This is a genomic window from Cellulomonas sp. 73-92, from assembly GCF_001898175.1.
In the GTDB taxonomy this organism is placed as follows: Bacteria; Actinomycetota; Actinomycetes; order Actinomycetales; family Cellulomonadaceae; genus Cellulomonas.
Map to the genome: position 1 here is coordinate 79,374 of NZ_MKTH01000019.1, position 15,802 is coordinate 95,175.

At 71.0% G+C, this 15,802-nt stretch carries 14 protein-coding genes and 1 pseudogene; 4 read left to right on the forward strand and 11 right to left on the reverse strand.

Going from position 1 to position 15,802, the window contains the following annotated elements; genetic code table 11:
* Nucleotides 1-11: 11 nt before the first annotated feature.
* The 11 genes from BGO37_RS14445 to BGO37_RS14495 form a co-directional block, all read right to left on the reverse strand.
* Nucleotides 12-2,453 (reverse strand): heavy metal translocating P-type ATPase, encoded by a 2,442-nt coding sequence (locus tag BGO37_RS14445; RefSeq protein WP_291755958.1) that lies wholly within the window; start codon nucleotides 2,451-2,453, stop codon nucleotides 12-14.
* Between the two features lie 76 nt (nucleotides 2,454-2,529).
* Nucleotides 2,530-2,784 carry a YHS domain-containing protein gene (locus tag BGO37_RS14450; protein ID WP_367188118.1) on the reverse strand — a complete coding sequence of 85 codons (255 nt, stop codon included), beginning with the start codon at nucleotides 2,782-2,784 and terminating at the stop codon, nucleotides 2,530-2,532.
* A gap of 16 nt (nucleotides 2,785-2,800) precedes the next feature.
* Nucleotides 2,801-4,069, reverse strand: a complete 1,269-nt coding sequence (locus tag BGO37_RS14455) for a prolipoprotein diacylglyceryl transferase family protein (protein ID WP_291755962.1) — start codon at nucleotides 4,067-4,069, stop codon at nucleotides 2,801-2,803.
* Between the two features lie 312 nt (nucleotides 4,070-4,381).
* Entirely contained in the window at nucleotides 4,382-4,663 is a 282-nt protein-coding gene (locus BGO37_RS14460) for a metal-sensitive transcriptional regulator (protein ID WP_291755964.1), read from the reverse strand.
* Between the two features lie 53 nt (nucleotides 4,664-4,716).
* The gene (locus BGO37_RS14465) at nucleotides 4,717-7,785 is read right to left on the reverse strand and encodes a heavy metal translocating P-type ATPase (RefSeq protein ID WP_291755966.1); all 3,069 of its coding nucleotides are present in this window, start codon (nucleotides 7,783-7,785) and stop codon (nucleotides 4,717-4,719) included.
* A 3-nt stretch (nucleotides 7,786-7,788) separates the two neighbouring features.
* Nucleotides 7,789-8,067, reverse strand: a complete 279-nt coding sequence (locus BGO37_RS14470) for a heavy metal transporter (RefSeq protein WP_291755968.1) — start codon at nucleotides 8,065-8,067, stop codon at nucleotides 7,789-7,791.
* A gap of 368 nt (nucleotides 8,068-8,435) precedes the next feature.
* The gene (locus BGO37_RS14475; RefSeq protein WP_291755970.1) at nucleotides 8,436-9,668 is read right to left on the reverse strand and encodes an NAD(P)/FAD-dependent oxidoreductase; all 1,233 of its coding nucleotides are present in this window, start codon (nucleotides 9,666-9,668) and stop codon (nucleotides 8,436-8,438) included.
* Between the two features lie 106 nt (nucleotides 9,669-9,774).
* Complete coding sequence (locus tag BGO37_RS14480) at nucleotides 9,775-10,029, reverse strand: hypothetical protein (protein WP_291755971.1); 255 nt, start codon at nucleotides 10,027-10,029, stop codon at nucleotides 9,775-9,777.
* A 47-nt stretch (nucleotides 10,030-10,076) separates the two neighbouring features.
* On the reverse strand, nucleotides 10,077-10,697 hold the full coding sequence (locus BGO37_RS14485; protein WP_291755973.1) for a DoxX family membrane protein: 621 nt from the start codon (nucleotides 10,695-10,697) through the stop codon (nucleotides 10,077-10,079).
* Nucleotides 10,697-10,993 (reverse strand): hypothetical protein, encoded by a 297-nt coding sequence (locus BGO37_RS14490; RefSeq protein ID WP_291755975.1) that lies wholly within the window; start codon nucleotides 10,991-10,993, stop codon nucleotides 10,697-10,699. Before BGO37_RS14490 ends, BGO37_RS14485 begins: the two co-directional genes overlap by 1 nt.
* A gap of 115 nt (nucleotides 10,994-11,108) precedes the next feature.
* Nucleotides 11,109-12,164: a HAMP domain-containing sensor histidine kinase gene (locus BGO37_RS14495; protein ID WP_291755977.1), complete on the reverse strand. Its 1,056-nt coding sequence runs from the start codon at nucleotides 12,162-12,164 to the stop codon at nucleotides 11,109-11,111.
* A 512-nt stretch (nucleotides 12,165-12,676) separates the two neighbouring features.
* Here BGO37_RS14495 and BGO37_RS14500 point away from each other — a divergent pair.
* The 4 genes and pseudogenes from BGO37_RS14500 to BGO37_RS14515 all read left to right on the forward strand — a co-directional run.
* Complete coding sequence (locus tag BGO37_RS14500) at nucleotides 12,677-14,023, forward strand: NADH-quinone oxidoreductase subunit D (RefSeq protein WP_291755978.1); 1,347 nt, start codon at nucleotides 12,677-12,679, stop codon at nucleotides 14,021-14,023.
* Between the two features lie 157 nt (nucleotides 14,024-14,180).
* The gene (locus BGO37_RS14505) at nucleotides 14,181-15,065 is read left to right on the forward strand and encodes an NADH-quinone oxidoreductase subunit J (RefSeq protein WP_291755990.1); all 885 of its coding nucleotides are present in this window, start codon (nucleotides 14,181-14,183) and stop codon (nucleotides 15,063-15,065) included.
* A complete protein-coding gene (nuoK, locus tag BGO37_RS14510) occupies nucleotides 15,062-15,361 on the forward strand; it encodes an NADH-quinone oxidoreductase subunit NuoK (RefSeq protein WP_291755980.1) in 300 nt (99 codons plus the stop codon). Before BGO37_RS14505 ends, nuoK begins: the two co-directional genes overlap by 4 nt.
* 9 nt (nucleotides 15,362-15,370) lie before the next feature.
* Nucleotides 15,371-15,802, forward strand: a pseudogene (locus tag BGO37_RS14515) (NADH-quinone oxidoreductase subunit L); the annotation flags it as partial.

Here is a 15,802-nt window from a genome sequence, read left to right on the forward strand (position 1 = left end):
TTGTCGCCGCCCTACTGCGGGTTGGGCTGGGGCTGGTCGTCGAGCGTGGTCTGGGGTAGGTGCAGGCGGCGTAGCAGCAGGGCGTTGGCGGTGACGATGAGCGTGGAGCCCGACATCGTCAGGGCGGCGATCTCCGGTCGCAGCCACAGCCCGAAGGCGGTGAAGAACACTCCGGCGGCGATCGGCAGCGCGATGGCGTTGTAGCCGATCGCCCAGGCCAGGTTCTGGTGCTCCTTGCGCACGGTGCCACGTCCGATCCGTAGCGCGGTCGGCACGCCCAGCGGGTCGGAGCGCATCAGCACCAGGTCGGCGGTCTCGATCGCCACATCGGTGCCGGCTCCGATCGCGATCCCCAGGTCCGCAGTGGCCAGCGCGGGGGCGTCGTTGACGCCGTCGCCGACCATCGCTACGTGGCGCCCCTGCTTCTGCAGCGCGGCGACCTGGGCGGCCTTGTCCTGCGGCAGGACCTCGGCGATGACGGTGTCGATGCCCAGCTGGGCGGCGATCCGGTCGGCGGTGGCCTGGTTGTCCCCGGTGAGCATGACCACCTGGGCGCCAGTCTGGTGCAAAGCAGCCACCGCCGCAGCAGCGGTCGGGCGGGGCGCGTCGGCCAAGGCGATGACGCCCGCCACGTGGCCGTCGACGGCGACCAGGACCGCGGTGCGGCCGGCGGCCGCCAGCTCGTCGCGGCGGGCCGCCAGGGCTCCGAGCTCGACGCCTTCGGACTCCAGCAGGCGACGGTTGCCGACCAGCACGTGGTGGCCGTCGACGCTGGCCATGGCGCCGTGCCCAGGCACGTTGCGGAACCCGGTCGCCTGCAGGGTGGGGACCCCGCGGCCGGTGGCATGAGCGGCAACCGCCTGGGCCAGCGGGTGCTCGGACTCGCGTTCGACGGCGGCGGCCAGCGCGAGCATCTCGTTCTTGTCCCGCCCGTCACTCAGCACGTCGGTGACCTCCGGCTCGCCCTTGGTCAAGGTGCCGGTCTTGTCCATCACGACGGTGTCGATGCGGGCGGCGGTCTCCAGGGCGGTCGCGTTCTTGAACAGCACACCGCGCTGGGCGCCCAGCCCGGTGCCGACCATGATCGCCGTCGGGGTGGCCAGCCCGAGCGCGTCGGGGCAGGTCACGACCACGACCGTGATGGCGAACAGCATCGCCTGCGCCAAGCCCGCACCCGCGGCTAGCCACACCAGCAGGGTCGCCGCCCCGCCGACGAGGGCGACGAACACCAGCCAGAACGCGGCCCGGTCGGCCAGACGCTGCCCCGGCGCCTTGGAGTTCTGCGCCTGCTGGACCAGCTTGACGATCTGGGCCAGCGTGGTGTCCGCGCCGACCTTGCTGGCCCGCGCCCGCAGCGTGCCGGTCGTGTTGATCGACGCCCCTATCAGCGCATCGCCGGGAGCCTTGGGCACCGGCAGGGACTCCCCGGTGACCATCGACTCGTCGACCTCGGACTCCCCCGACTCGACCAGCGCGTCGACCGGCACCTTGGCTCCGGGGCGGATCAGCAGCAGGTCGCCGACCTGCACCTGGTCGGTCGGCACCTCGACCGGGGTCTCGCCGCGCAGCACCAGCGCCTTGGGTGGTGCCAGCTGCAGCAGGGTGCGCACCGCGTCGTTCGCGCCGCCCCGGGCCCGCATCTCCAGCCAGTGGCCGAGCAGCACGAACGTGGTCAGCACCGTGGCGGCCTCGTAGAACACCTCCCCGCCGCCCGTGAGGGTCACCACCAGGCTGTACAGCCAGCCAGCGCCGACCGCGACGGCCACCAGGACCATCATGTCCAGGGTCCGGGCGCGCAGGGCACGCACCGCCCCGTCGAAGAAGATCCACGCCGAGTAGAAGACCACCGGCAACGACACGATCAAGGCGAACACGTCGTCGCGCAGCCCGAACGGGGCCGGGGCGCTGAACCCGAACACGTCACGGCCGATCGGCGACCACAGCAAGACGACCACCGACGCGGCCAACGCCACCAGGAAGCGGTTGCGCATGTCGGCGACCATCGCCGCCATCGACGCCCCAGCGTGATGACCGCCGTGCCCCATCGCCTCATGGCCGGACATCGCCATCTCGCCGGCGCCGGCCGCGGGCTTCTCGTGGACCATGTCGACCGTCGCGTCGCCGTGGCCGCCGTGATCGTCGTGCTGCTCATGGCCGGTGTGCTGCTCATGGCCGCTGTGCATGCGGCTGGCGGCGGCCGGCTCGGCGGCTGGGTCGCACACGTGCTGCGGCACCGACTGGCCCGTGCAGTGGTAACCGCACTGGCGCACCCAGCCGGTCAGGTCGGCGACCGTTGTGACCGTCGGGTCGTAGCTGACGGTTGCGGTCTGGGCTACGGCGTTCGGTTCGACGTCCAGCACACCGGGCCGCCGACGCAGCTGGCGGGCAACGACGGCACCCGAGGTGGCCCAGTGCAGGCCGGAGACGTCCAGCACCACGGTCTGTTCAGGCATCAGTAGGCCCCTTCTTTGTCACTAGGCGAGGCGATCGCTCGGGCCGAAATCCGGTCCGCGGCAGCGCTTCGGTCGGTCAGGCTGGCAGTTGGTGGACGTACCGGCGGGGATCGACCTCGAAGGCGGCCGCGCACCCGGTCGAGCAGAAGTAGAAGATGGTCGCCTCGTGCCGGCGGCTGGCTGGGGCGGTGGCCGGATCGACCTTCATCCGACAGACCGGATCGACCACCCGGGTGTCGTCGGTGGGACGGTTGTGGTGGTGAGGCATCCAGTCCTCCCTGCTCTCGTCGGGCAACTCGGGTGGGCGATGACGTAGGCCAACATACCCCATGGGGGTATGTTGGCGGTTAGGTGAGTGCGGGCACGAGGACGGCGGCTGCCAGGGCGAGCGGGGCCAGGACGAGCATCACCGCCCGCCCGTGGCGTGTCACTCGGGCCAGCCCGCGCAGCGGGAACAGGACCTGGCGGACGATGACGTAGGCCGCCAGCCCGCCGAGGAACAGGTAGCCGGCCTGCTGGGGTGGTGTGCGCCAGGCGATCAGTCCGGTAAGGAGGGCCAGCAACGCCGCGGAGCTGGACTCCAGGAGCTGGACCGGGATGCGGCGGGTGCCGACGCGTCGGTCGGAGGACCAGATCGCCCAGCGTGAGCGTGTTGGCAGCCCGTTGCAGCAGCCGGCGAACAGGCAGCCCAGGCGTCCGACCGCTTGTCCGGTCAGCAGGGCCGGGATGGAGGCGTCCAGCAGGTGCCCGATCGGCACGCCCCACCACCAGCCGCCCAGGATGAAGACTGCCGTGGCGGCCACGACGAAGCCTTGTACGCTCAGTCCAGCCAGCCAGGTCGTGCGTGGCTCGTGTCGGTGAGTGAGCCGGTAGTAGGTCTTGGCTCCGGCCAGCCCGAGCGCACCGGCCAGCAGCGACAGCGTCAGCACTGGGCCGGTGGGCAGGGTGTGGACCCTGGCGAGCAGACCTTGCACGAGCAGGCCGAGCAGGAATCCCAAGGCGACCATGGCCGGCCAGGAGCCGATCAGCACGCCGGGGGCCCGCATCGCGGCGATCGGTGCGTACACCGACTGGCCTGTGCCGGCGGCTGGCGGCAGGCGCACCGGCGTCGACCCGGCCGCGCGCTGGGGGTTGGCCTGCGCCTCGGCCGTGACCGACCAGCGTCCGGCTGCCGTGCCCGCGGTCCGCTGGGTCACCACGATCGGGCCGCTGGCAGGTGCCACATCCGACACCTCGCTGGTGAGCACGAAGTCGTCGGCTGGTGTGCGGGGCCCGGCCACGTCCAGGCGGTGGCCGGTGAAGCGGATGGCGACCTGGTAGGGGTTGGGGCCGGCCGGTGGAGTGAACCAGTAGCTGACCGCGACAGCCTGGGGTTCCAGGTCGGCCAGGGCGCGGAACGGGGTGGTGACGAACTCCAGCCCGGTGGCCGGGTTCGGTGAACCGGCGATCTTGGCCAGGGTGGGTACCGCGATTGGCGCCGCCGGGACGGGGGCTGGCCGGGCAGGTGGCCGCGGCGGGGCGGCGGGGGCGGGTGTCGTGCGGGCGGCAGTCGTTGCTGGTGACGTGGTGCGGGCGGCGGCCAGTCCGAGCAGCTCGGCGAGTGACTGGTCCGGCAAGCGGTTGGGTTGGTTGGGCCGTCTGGCACCCCCGTGCTGGCCCGAGGCCGGTCGGGGGCGTTTCCTGCTCTGGCTCATGACGACCTTCCCGATGACTGCCTCACGCGGTGCGCGAGGCGCCGAGCCGCTGGCAGCCGCCGCGGCGGTGCTGGCGTCGTCCTCGGCGTGCGGAACGTGAACCTGGTCCGCCCCGTCCAGCGCGACGAAGAGCGGTGGTGCGCCCGCCGGGGCGCTTGGGTGACCGGCGTGAGGTTCGCCCCGGGGGGTGGACGCGGTCGGCGCCTGTCCACAAGGACGCCGACCGCGTCCGGCTTAGCTGCGCACGAGGCGGGCGATCGCCGCCGACGCCTCGTGCACCTTCTCCTGGTGCAGCTCGCCGCCGACCTGGGCCGCCTCGGACAGGCAGTGGCGCAGGTGCTCGTCGAGCAGCACGAGCGCGACCGACTGCAGGGCACGGGAGGCGGCCGAGACCTGGGTGAGCACGTCGATGCAGTACGCCTGCTCGTCGACCATCCGGGCGATGCCGCGCACCTGCCCTTCGATCCGGTGCAGCCGCAGCAGGAGGGCGTCCTGTTCGGTTTGGCTGGCGGCCATGGCGTGTCCCTCCTCGTGCCTGGTCGGTCGCGGTGGTGGGGTCTGGGGTCCGGTCAGGCCGTGGCGTGCGGGTGGCCGTAGCGGTGCGGGTCGGCGTCGAACGCGGCGGCGCAGCCCGGGGAGCAGAAGTAGAACCTGGTCCCGTCGTGCTCGCGCGTGGTGGCGGTCGTCGGGTCGACCTTCATGCCGCAGACCGGGTCGACGACCTCGGTGACGCTGGTGTCGGGGGTGTGGCCGTGGTGGTGCATGGGGTCCTCCTCGTGTTCGTCGTGCTCGCTTGCCAGCTCGACCACCGGGGTGACGGTCGAGGTCTTCGGGTGGGCGGTGGACGGCCGCGGGGTGAAGCGGCGCAGCCGGTTGGCGTTGGTGACCACCGACAGCGACGAGGCCGCCATCGCCAGGGCCGCGATGATCGGGCTGAGCAGCAGCCCGAAGGCGGGGTAGAGCGCGCCGGCCGCGATGGGGATGCCGATCGCGTTGTAGCCGAACGCGAAGCCGAGGTTCTGGCGGATGTTGCGCATGGTGGCCCGGGACAGGTCGATGGCCGTCACTAGACCGCCGAGGTTGCCGGAGATCAGGGTGATGTCGGAGGACTCGATGGCCACGTCGGTGCCGGTGCCGATCGCCGAGCCGACGTCCGCCTGAGCCAGGGCGGGGGCATCGTTGATGCCGTCGCCGACCATCCCCACGATCCGGCCCTCGGCCTGCAGCCGCTTGACCTCGCGGGCCTTGTGCTCAGGCAGCACCTCAGCCACCACCCGGCCGATGCCGACCTGCCGGGCGACGGCCGCCGCGGTGCCGCGGTTGTCGCCGGTCATCATGACGACATCGATGCCGCGGGCGGTCAGGTCGGCGATCGCCGCCGCCGAGCTCTCCTTGATCGGATCGGCCACGCCGATCACGCCAGCGGGGAAGCCGTCGACGGCCACCAGCATCGGAGTGTGGCCGAAGGCCGCGAGCTCCTCGAAGTCGCCGAGCAGACTCCTCGAGTCGATCCCGGCGGCCGCCAGCAGCCGCTGGTTACCGACGAGCACCTGTTCGCCGTCGACCCGAGCGCGCACACCCTGACCGGTAACGGACTCGAACGAGCTCGCGGTCGGCACGACCAGTCCACGCTCACGCGTCCCTGCGACGATCGCGGCGGCCAGCGGGTGCTCGGAGTCGCGTTCGGCGGCGGCGACCAGTCGCAGCAGCTCATCGCCGTCCATCCCGTGGGCAGGTCGCACGTCGGTCAGAGCCGGGGCACCGGCGGTGATGGTGCCGGTCTTGTCCAGCACGACGGTGGTCAGCTTGTGCGCGGTCTCCAGCGCCTCGGCGGAGCGGATCAGGATGCCGTGCGTGGCGCCCTTGCCGGTGCCGACCGTGATCGACAGCGGGGTAGCCAGGCCCAGCGCGCACGGGCAGGCGATAATGAGCACCGCCACAGCAGCGACCAGAGCGAACACACCGGCCGGCGACGGTCCCAGCAGCCACCACACGACGAACGACCAGATCGCGATCGTGATGACTGCGGGCACGAAGTAGCCGGACACCTTGTCCGCCAGCCGCTGGATCGGCGCCTTGGAGCCCTGCGCCTCGCGGACCAGCTTGATGATCTGAGCCAGCATCGTGTCCGCGCCAACCTTGGTCGCGGTGTACCGCAGCGACCCGGTCTGGTTGATCGTCGCCCCGATCACGCTGTCCCCGGCGGCCTTGACCACCGGAACGGGTTCGCCGGTGACCATCGACTCGTCCACCGGCGACCGACCGTCGGTGACCAAGCCGTCGACGGGCAGCTTCTCCCCCGGGCGAATGATGACGGTGTCGCCCACGACCACGTCTTCGACGCCGATCTCGAACTCTTCCCCACCCCGCACCACCCGGGCGATGCGCGGCTGCAGGCCGATCAGGGCCCGAATGGCCTCACCGGTACCCGCCTTGGCCTTGGTCTCCAGCAGCCGACCCAGCAGGATCAGGGTCAAGATGACCCCGACCGCCTCGTAGTAGACCTCCCGCGAGTCCGCAGGCAGAACGCCCGGGGCAAACGTGCTGACCAGGCTGAACCCGAACGCAGCGATCGACCCCAACGTGATCAAGGAGTTCATGTCGGCGGTCCGGTGGGCTAGCGCCAGCCAGCCGGTGCGGTGAATCGGCCAACCGGTGTAGACCATCACCGGGGCGATCAGCAGCAGCTGGAACCACGTCCGCATCAGCAGGTCGGGCACCCAGGTGGCCCCGAACAGCGACGTGGACATCACAGCCAGCAGCACCGGAGCGGTCAAGATCGCGCCAGCGATCACCCGACGGCGCAGGTCGGCGATCTCGGCGGCCCGCTCGGCCGCCTCGCCGTCCGGCGACGCATCGCCGGACGGCGAGGACTGGCCGCCGGCCACAGGCTGCTCGGGTGCGGTCAGCTCGTCGCGCACAGCCGGCATGTGACCGTGATCGTGCCCGGCCGGCAGGCCGGAGGTGGTCGGGCGCTCCAGCACCGCGGTCGCCGTCCCGCCACCAGCCCGCCCACCGGCGGAGACGACCTTCAGGGTGCCATGCAGCATGTTCATGCCGCAGGCAAAGCCGAACTCGCCAACCTGCTGCGGAGTGAACTCCACCGAAGTGGTCGCGTAGGCCGGCAAGGTCTGGTTCACCTTGAAGTCGGCGAACACCACCCGCGAGGAGCAGTCCCCGGCCTCCTGCCGGTCGAACAGCAGCCGCACCGGCGTGCCCTGAACCACCTCGATCACATCGGGGCTGTAGCCGCCCTTGACCGCGACCGTCATGACCTGCACACCCTGCTCGACCGCCGCCCGGTGCGTACTGCGCGGCCCGAAGAAGTACCAGCCCAACAGCCCCGTCAGCACGACGGCAACCGCTATGACGACGACATCCATGGTCGTGCACTCCTTCCCTGCGCCGACCGGCGGCCGGCGGCAACTGGCCCCCCGCGGGCCGGGTGCGCGCTGCTCCACCGCAGTCCTGTCGCACTTCGGTCCACCGCTTCCCGATACCCCGCGGGGGTATTTGCAGCGTAGGGCGAGGAATGCTGCGCGTCGCTTGCGTCGCCATAGAGATTCGATAAAGAAACCTCGGTGCTCCAGGTCGAGTCGGCGCCCCCGGCACCTGTCGCTCCAGGCGGCCGGCGGCACCGGTCAGTGGCTGGGCGGCAGGGTTCGGGTGGCAGCGACCCCAGGTGTGTCCGGGACCGGTGCGTCCAGCGGCGCGAAGGTGAAGCCGACCTTGGTGACCGCGGCGGCGATCTGTTCGGTGGGCACCGGTCCGAGTGCGGTCACCGTGAGCGCTGACGGCGCACCGTGGACCAAGGTCACGCCGACGCCGATGACGCCCGGCACAGCGCGGACCGCGTCCATCAGCTCCGCCAGGCATGTCCCGCAGGCCAGGCCGGCGACAGCGAACGCTCTGCTGCTCATGGCTTCGCCCTCCCCATGTTCTGATCGGCATCGTCGGGCACCTCGCCGGCTGTTGGGCTGAGGGTCGATCAGGGAACGACGAAACTCTCGTCAACCCGTTCCCGGCCCTGTCGGGATGCCCAGGCCGTCACGCGATCGGTGGGGGTGCTGCCGGTCCGTCGCCTCGGTGGCGGTCAAGACCGGCCCGCGCGGCTCCGCGCGGCGACTTCGGCCGGGCCGGCCTGTTGCCACCCAGTTCGTGGCGGGGCTGATCCGGGTGGTGCGGTGGACGGGTACGGGCCGGACGATACGACGCTGCACCGCCCGGCCCGTACGCGTTTTGCTCAAGGTGGTGTGCCAGGACCTTGGCCCGGGAAGGGCTGGGGGTACTACGGCGCCAGGCAGCAGCCCGCCGTCTGGGGCGCATGGGTGCCTGGTGGGCAGTCGCAGCTGGCCGCGCAGGCGGCCAGGTCCGTGGCGTCTTCCGCGCGGTGAGCGGCGGGCCCGCTCGTGCACGGCACGCGGGACAGCGTGCGGGTCGCCTTGGTGTCAGGGGCCGCGCGCAGGGTGTCGGGGTTGGCGACCTGCCAGTAGGCGGCCTGCAGCAGGGGCGAAAGCCTGGGGCTGGCCGAGGTGCGCACGGCGTGAGCGACGACGCTCGGGGGCAGGTGCAGGGCCCAGGACTGCATGTGCTCCAGCGTCCGGTAGGCCGGACGAGTCCTGGTCACGGCCGTCCGGTAGCGGGCCAGTGCTGTGGGCAGGTCCTGGCGGCCGAGCAGCACGGCGCGGGCCTGTCGGCCGGCTTCTTGTCCGAACACCAGGGCGGGGCGGATGCCCTCTCCGGTCAGCGGCAGGCACTGGCCGGCTGCGTCACCGACGAGGAAGACCTTGTCGGTGACCGGTTCGGCCAGCCGGGAGGGAAACGCGCCGCCGTGGATCGCCTTGGCGGGCAGCTCGTCCACGTGCGTGAAGCGAGTCAGGTCGCGTTTGAGGCCGTGGGGGTGGGCCAGGTAGGAGGCCGTTCCCTCCCGGACGTGGTCGCCGGCGGGGAAGGCCCAGTGCACGCCGTCCGGGCGGCCTGGCGGGCGGAACCAGAACTCCAGGGCGCAGCCGGCATGAGCGGTGCCGGTCTCCACGCCCGTGGAGGTGTGCGCCCGGTCCAGGGGCGGGGCCCCCAGGGCGCGGGCCAGGACCCGCCGCCATCCCGAGGCGTCGATCAGCACTGCTGCGCGGACCCGGCGGGCACCCAGCCGCAGCGTGCCGTCGGGGTCGATCCCGCCGAACGGCGCTACCGCGACCTGCACGTCCCCGAGCTGGCTGGCCAGGACCTGGCACAGCGTGGCGTAGTCGAAGGTCGCGAAGGGGCGGTGCGTGGTGTCGAAGCCGACGCGCCGGCCGGCCACGTTGAGCACGACTCTCGGGTGGACCTGCTCGAGTGCGTCGCCGGCGTCGAGGCGTTCGAGCACGGCCAGCAGCGTGCCGCACGCGGAGGTCTGGCCGGCCCCGATCGGCTCTCGGTCTACCAGCAGCACGCGCCCGGCACCGGACAGCTGGCCGGCGGCCGCCAGTCCGGCGAAGCTGGCACCGACCACGACTGCGTCATAGGTCTCGATCTGGCTCATGCTCGCCTCCCGATGCCGTCGTACCGGCCACGGCCGACCGATCCGGGCGTTGTGCTGGCCGGCCCGTCCCCGGCGGAGCGGGCGCCGACGTGGCGGCGGCGGGTGGTCATCGTGGGGGCGACCCGGTCGGCGGGCCGCCCGCAGCCGACGGCCGGTGGGCCGCCTCGTGGCTGGTGGACTCCTGCGGGTGCGCGCCCTGGTGGGCCGAACCTCCGCAGTGCCCACCGGCCGCACCGCCGTGCCCGCCTGCCCCGCCGCCGTGCCCGCCGTGGCCCCCATGCCCGCCGTGGCCGGCGTGCATGAAGACCATGGCGCCGACAAGCAAGAGCCAGTACCAGTTGTTGGCCAGGAAGGTGATCATCGGGACCTCCGGGATCGCTGCAGAAGGATGGTTGGGGACAACGGGCGTCAGGCGGTCTTGCGTCGCGGCGGGTTGGGCGCCACGGGCACCAGGGAGGTGACCGCCTGGCCAGTGCCGGCGCCGGGGTGGTGGTGCCCGACTTCGGCGACCCGGTGCCACCAGCCGATGCGGCGTTCCAGCCAGGCGTCGGCGCTGTAGCGGGCGGTGCCCTGGTAGTAGCTGAACGTCAGCAGCGCAGCGAACACCAGCGCGTACAAGATCGCGGTGCCGATGTCCGCGGCACCGGAGGTGTACGGGCCGCCGAAGCCCTCGGCGGTGGACCAGATCAGCAGGCTGAACACGATCGCGGCGCTGTAGGCGATCTTGCGGGCGAACCCAACGATCAGCGCGGCGGCGATCAGCGTCTCCACGACGGCGACCAGGTAGGCGAAGAACGCGCTGTCCGGGTGCTGCAGGTCGATCCAGAACCGGAACCAGGGCTGCAGCCAGCCGGGCTGGCCCTCGGCCTGCTCCATGATGGTGTCCATGTAGGCGGCCCGGAACCCGGGCAGCCACTTCAAGATCGCGTCGATGAGCCAGATCAGGCCGAACGTCACCCGCAGCGCGGTCTTGGGCCAGTGGCTCGCCGCCGCTGGGGTGGTGACCGAAATGGTGTCCGGTGTCGCCATCACACACCTCCTTTGAGTGTGCTCTGCCGGCCGGGCGGCGTGCTGACGGGGACCGGCGCCGTCGTGTCGACGGCTGGGCCGCCGTCGAGTTGCTGACGCAGCTGGATGTAGGTGGTCAGGTCGACCTCGCCCACGGCGAGGCGAGCGTCGAGGGCCGCACGCGGGTCGGGGATCCGTTGTGCTGGTGTCGGGAACAGTCGGCACACCGCCCAGACGGCCAGACCGATCACGAGCGCCAGAACGACGACCATGAACACCCAGCCACCGACGGTCATCCGGCTGCACCACAGGCCCATCGAGCCCTCCTCGCCGCGGGGTGAGCGGCGTGGGTAGCAACCGCTCACCCACCAGCCTCAAGGCCGTGGATCAAGTTCCGGGTCGGACACGATGAAGCCTTGCTCAAGATCGGCGTCAGGCCACCGGCAAGTCGATGATGAACCAGGCACCTTGCCCGACGCCGGGGCTGTGCGCGCTGATCGAGCCACCGTGCGCCCTAACCAGCGCCTTGGCGATCGCCAACCCGAGGCCGGAGCCGCCGCCGTGACCATCGCCGGAGGTGTTCACCCGGTAGAACCGCTCGAACACGTGCGGCAGGTACTGCTGCGCGATCCCGTCACCGGTGTCGGCCACGACGATGCGCACCCCATCGCTGCACGATGCTGCCGACAAGGTGACCTTGCCCCCGGCGGGAGTGTGGCGGATTGCGTTGTCCAGCAAGTTGCCCAAGACCTGCCCGAAGCGCTCAGGGTCGACTCTGACGTCAGGCAGCCCGGGCGCGATCCGGAGTACCAAGGCAACGCCGGCCCCGTCGGCGCGGTCTTGGGCGCCCAGCACGGCAGCGACGAGCAGGTCCGCTGGGTCGTGATCGATCTGGTCGAGGTGAAGGATGCCGCTCTCGGCTTGGGTGACGGCGGCCAGGTCCGAGGCCAATCGGGTCAGACGGCAGGCCTGAGCGCGCAGCACTTCAAGTGTGGTCGGCGTCAGCTCCCGCAGGCCTTCCTCGAGCGCGTCAAGGTAGGTCGAGATCGTCGCCACCGGTGTTCGCAGTTCATTGGCGACGTCCGCTGTCAGCAGGCGCCGTACCCGCTGGTCCTCCTCCAGCTGCTCGGCCATCGTGTTGAACGCCTCGGCGAGGTTGTCGAACTCGATCCCCACGTGAGGCTGAATCAGGTGTAGGTCGAATCGTCCAGCTGCCACCTCGCTGGCCGCACGGGACAGATTGCCCAGCGAGGAGCCCATCCTGCGGGCGAGCAGCAGGCTAACCGCCAGGGCCGTCAACGTCGCGGCCGTCAGAGCGACTGCCAAGGTCAGAGCACTGACGGCGGCGAATTCCATCTCGGCATGCTCGACGATGGCTCCAGAGGCAGCCCGCACGTCGGCGGCCATGTGCCGGTCAAACAGGGCAGGTCCGATTGGCCCAGCGACCAGTCCTGCGGCTGCTGCCGCTGCTATGAGGACCAGTGCCATCGCGATCATGAGACGGACTGCGATGCCAGCGCGCGCGGGCCGGATCATCTGCCGCCACCCATCCCCGATCCGCCGTGGTTCCCGTGCCGCTGCTCGGTCACGGCGTCGCCATACGTGCGGCGCCGAACGAATGTCCCAGCGATCATGACGCTCAGTGTCGCCATGCTCGAACGCTCTGCGGATGCATCGACGCACCCGAATGGCGCGCTTGATCGAATCTTGATGAGAAGGACACAGACCGCGCAGGTCTGTGGACCAACACTGGATCGCTCGTGGTGGCTGACCCGCAAGGGTGACGTCCGAAACCCACGGCAGATCGGAGACGCGGTGAGCCCAGCCTCCAGGCACTGCACGGCAGGCGGTGATGCTTGCTCGTGTCGTTCGCTCCTGCGACGGCGGCCATGGCGTCGCGGTCAAAGCGATGGCCAGACCTTCGATCCGCAGATCGCTCGAGTTGCGAGCCAAACAGGGGCCTGCAGCCCGCCAGCCTCGGACCAGCGGGGGTCGCGCCCATGACGGTTCCCCACGCCACCCGGCCGGTGGCGGACGACGAGGCGGCGGGCGTGCCCAGCTTCGAGGCGTCCGGCGGCGACTGGTCGTCGATCGCCGAGGAGGCGGCACGCCTCGGCGAGGAGCGCATCGTCGTCAACATGGGCCCGCAGCACCCGTCGACGCACGGCGTGCTCCGGCTGATGCTGGAGATCGAGGGCGAGACGGTGACCGAGGCCCGTGCGGGCATCGGCTACCTGCACACGGGCATCGAGAAGAACATGGAGTTCCGCACCTGGACCCAGGGCGTGACGTTCTGCACCCGGATGGACTACGTCGCGCCGCTGTTCCAGGAGGCGGGCTACTGCCTGGCGGTGGAGAAGCTGCTCGGCATCACCGACGACATGCCGGAGAAGGCGTCCGTCATCCGGGTGCTGATGATGGAGCTCAACCGGATCGCGTCCCACTTCATCGCGCTCGGCACCGGCGGCAACGAGCTGGGCGCCACCACGATCATGACGCTGGCCTTCCAGGGCCGCGAGCACATCCTGCAGATCTTCGAGCTGGTCACCGGCCTGCGGATGAACCACGCGTACATCCGCCCGGGCGGGGTGGTGCAGGACCTGCCGCCGGGGGGTGTCGACGCGGTGCGCGAGGCGCTCGTCGGCGTGCGGAAGTTCGCGGGTGACCTGCAGAAGCTGATGCTGGCCAACCCGATCCTCAAGCTGCGCTACCAGGGCGTCGGGAATCTCAACCTCGCCGGCTGCATGGCGCTGGGGATGACGGGCCCGATCCTGCGCTCGGCCGGCCTGCCGTACGACGTGCGCAAGTCGAACCCGTACTCCGGCTACGAGACGTACGACTTCGACGTGCCCACCGGCAGCAACGCCGACGCGTGGGACCGGATGGTCATCCGGTTCGAGGAGATGTGGCAGTCGGTCCACCTCGTCGAGCAGTGCCTCGACCGGCTGACGAAGCTCGGCCCGCACGCCCCGGTGATGGTGGCCGACAAGAAGATCGCGTGGCCGGCGCAGCTCGCCGTCGGCCCCGACGGCCAGGGCAACAGCCTGGAGCACATCAAGGAGATCATGGGCACCTCGATGGAGGCCCTGATCCACCACTTCAAGCTGGTGACCGAGGGCTTCCGGGTGCCGGCCGGCCAGGCGTGGCAGGAGGTGGAGCACCCGCGCGGCGTGCTCGGCGTGCACCTCGTCTCCGACGGCGGCACGCGCCCGTACCGGGCGCACTTCCGCGACCCCTCGTTCAACAACCTGCAGGCGGTCTCGGTGATGTGCGAGGGCGGGAACCTCGCCGACGTCGTCGCGTCCGTCGCCTCGATCGACCCCGTGCTGGGAGGCGTGGACCGCTGATGACGCAGCCCATGGGCTGGACCGCCAGCCAGAGGTACGCGGCCGGCTTCGACGAGGCCAGCTGCCGGCAATCGGTCTCGGAACCATGGAGAGCAGCGAAGCAAGGGCAGCGGCTGTGAGCCGGCCGACCGGTCTTCTCCTCGCGCTGCTGGGCACCCTGACCAGCACGGGCACGACGACGACCGGCGAGGCGATCCTCTTCTGGGTGCTCGCGATCGTCATGGTGGCTGCCGCGCTCGGGATGTTGTTCGCCCGCAAAGCGGTCCATGGAGCGCTGTCGATGGTCGTCGTCATGATCGGGCTGGCGTTCCTCTACGTCGCCCAGGACGCCCCGTTTCTCGGGGTGGTGCAGGTGGTCGTCTACACCGGCGCCGTCATGATGCTGTTCCTGTTCGTCCTGATGCTGGTCGGTGTCGACGCGTCGGACTCGCTCACCGAGACGTTGCGCGGCCAGCGCTGGCTGGCCGCCCTCGGCGGGCTGGGCCTGCTCATCGTGCTTGTCGGTGTCGTGGTCCGGGCCGAGTTCGGCTCGCCGAAGGGTCTGACGGACGCCAACGCCGACTCCAACCCGGTCGCCCTGGCGCGGCTGGTGTTCGGCAGCTACGCGTTCGCGCTCGAGATCGTCGGCGCCCTGCTGATCACGGCGGCGGTCGGCGCGCTCGCGCTGACGCACCGCCGCCGGCTGACGCCGCGCGTGACGCAGCGCGAGCGGTCCGAGGCCCGGGTGAAGGCCGGCACCGCGGCCGGCAAGCCGGCACCCGGTGTGTACGCCCGGCACAACGCGATGGACGTGCCGGCGCTCGGCCCGGACGGCCGCCCGATCGAGGCGTCGGTCTCGCGTGTGCTGCGCGTGCGCGGCCAGGAGGCCGACGCCCGGGAGTACGCCGCGCGCATCGACCGGGTCTTGTCCGGCTCCGGATCGACGAGGCGTGCCTCCGGAGCCGAGGAGCCTGCGGCGCTGCAAGAGCCGCCGATCGAAGCGCCCGGCGAGACGGTGCCCGGCGACGGCCCAGGTGGAGACGGGGTGAAGGAGAAGTCGTGAGTCTGACCAACTACCTCGTGCTGGCAGTGATCCTGTTCTCGATCGGCGCGACGACGGCGCTGGTGCGGCGCAGCGCGATCATGGCCTTCATGGGCGTCGAGCTGATGCTCAACGCCACCAACCTCATGCTGGTGACGTTCAGCCGCCTGCACGGCAACCTCACCGGCCAGGTCCTGGCGTTCTTCGTCATGGTGGTGGCCGCTGCCGAGGTGGTCGTCGGGCTCGCGATCATCATCTCGATCTTCCGGACCAGGCACTCGGCGTCGGTCGACGACGTCAACCTGCTGAAGAGCTGAGGGACTCCGATGCTCATCACCGCCATCCCCACCGATGCGGCGTGGAGCGGCGCGGCGCTCGCCCCCTGGCTCGTCGGCATCCCGCTGCTGTCGGCGGCGATCCTCCTGCTCGCCGGCCGCCACTCCGACCGCTGGGGCCACTGGCTCGGCGTGCTGGCCCCGCTGGCCTCGCTCGGGATCGGCGTCGTGCTCCTCGTGCGCATGCTCTCGGTGCCGGGCGACTCCCGGGCGGCGACGGTGTCGCTCGGCCGCTGGATCGACGCCGGAGCTTTGCACCTCGACGCGAGCTTCCGGATCGACCCGCTGTCGCTGACGTTCGTGCTGCTGGTGACGTTCGTCGGCACGCTGATCCACGTCTACTCCGTCGCCTACATGGAGCACGACGCCGACCGCCGCCGGTTCTTCGCCTACATGAACCTCTTCGTCGCGGCGATGCTGCTG

Excerpts from the sequence above, each read along its gene's own strand:
- BGO37_RS14445 (WP_291755958.1), bottom strand. The coding sequence starts at position 2,453 with ATGCCTGAACAGACCGTGGTGCTGGACGTCTCCGGCCTGCACTGGGCC.
- BGO37_RS14450 (WP_367188118.1), bottom strand. The coding sequence starts at position 2,784 with ATGGGGTATGTTGGCCTACGTCATCGCCCACCCGAGTTGCCCGACGAG.
- BGO37_RS14460 (WP_291755964.1), bottom strand. The coding sequence starts at position 4,663 with ATGGCCGCCAGCCAAACCGAACAGGACGCCCTCCTGCTGCGGCTGCAC.
- BGO37_RS14470 (WP_291755968.1), bottom strand. The coding sequence starts at position 8,067 with ATGAGCAGCAGAGCGTTCGCTGTCGCCGGCCTGGCCTGCGGGACATGC.
- BGO37_RS14475 (WP_291755970.1), bottom strand. The coding sequence starts at position 9,668 with ATGAGCCAGATCGAGACCTATGACGCAGTCGTGGTCGGTGCCAGCTTC.
- BGO37_RS14480 (WP_291755971.1), bottom strand. The coding sequence starts at position 10,029 with ATGATCACCTTCCTGGCCAACAACTGGTACTGGCTCTTGCTTGTCGGC.
- BGO37_RS14485 (WP_291755973.1), bottom strand. The coding sequence starts at position 10,697 with ATGGCGACACCGGACACCATTTCGGTCACCACCCCAGCGGCGGCGAGC.
- BGO37_RS14490 (WP_291755975.1), bottom strand. The coding sequence starts at position 10,993 with ATGGGCCTGTGGTGCAGCCGGATGACCGTCGGTGGCTGGGTGTTCATG.
- BGO37_RS14495 (WP_291755977.1), bottom strand. The coding sequence starts at position 12,164 with ATGGCACTGGTCCTCATAGCAGCGGCAGCAGCCGCAGGACTGGTCGCT.
- BGO37_RS14500 (WP_291755978.1), top strand. The coding sequence starts at position 12,677 with ATGACGGTTCCCCACGCCACCCGGCCGGTGGCGGACGACGAGGCGGCG.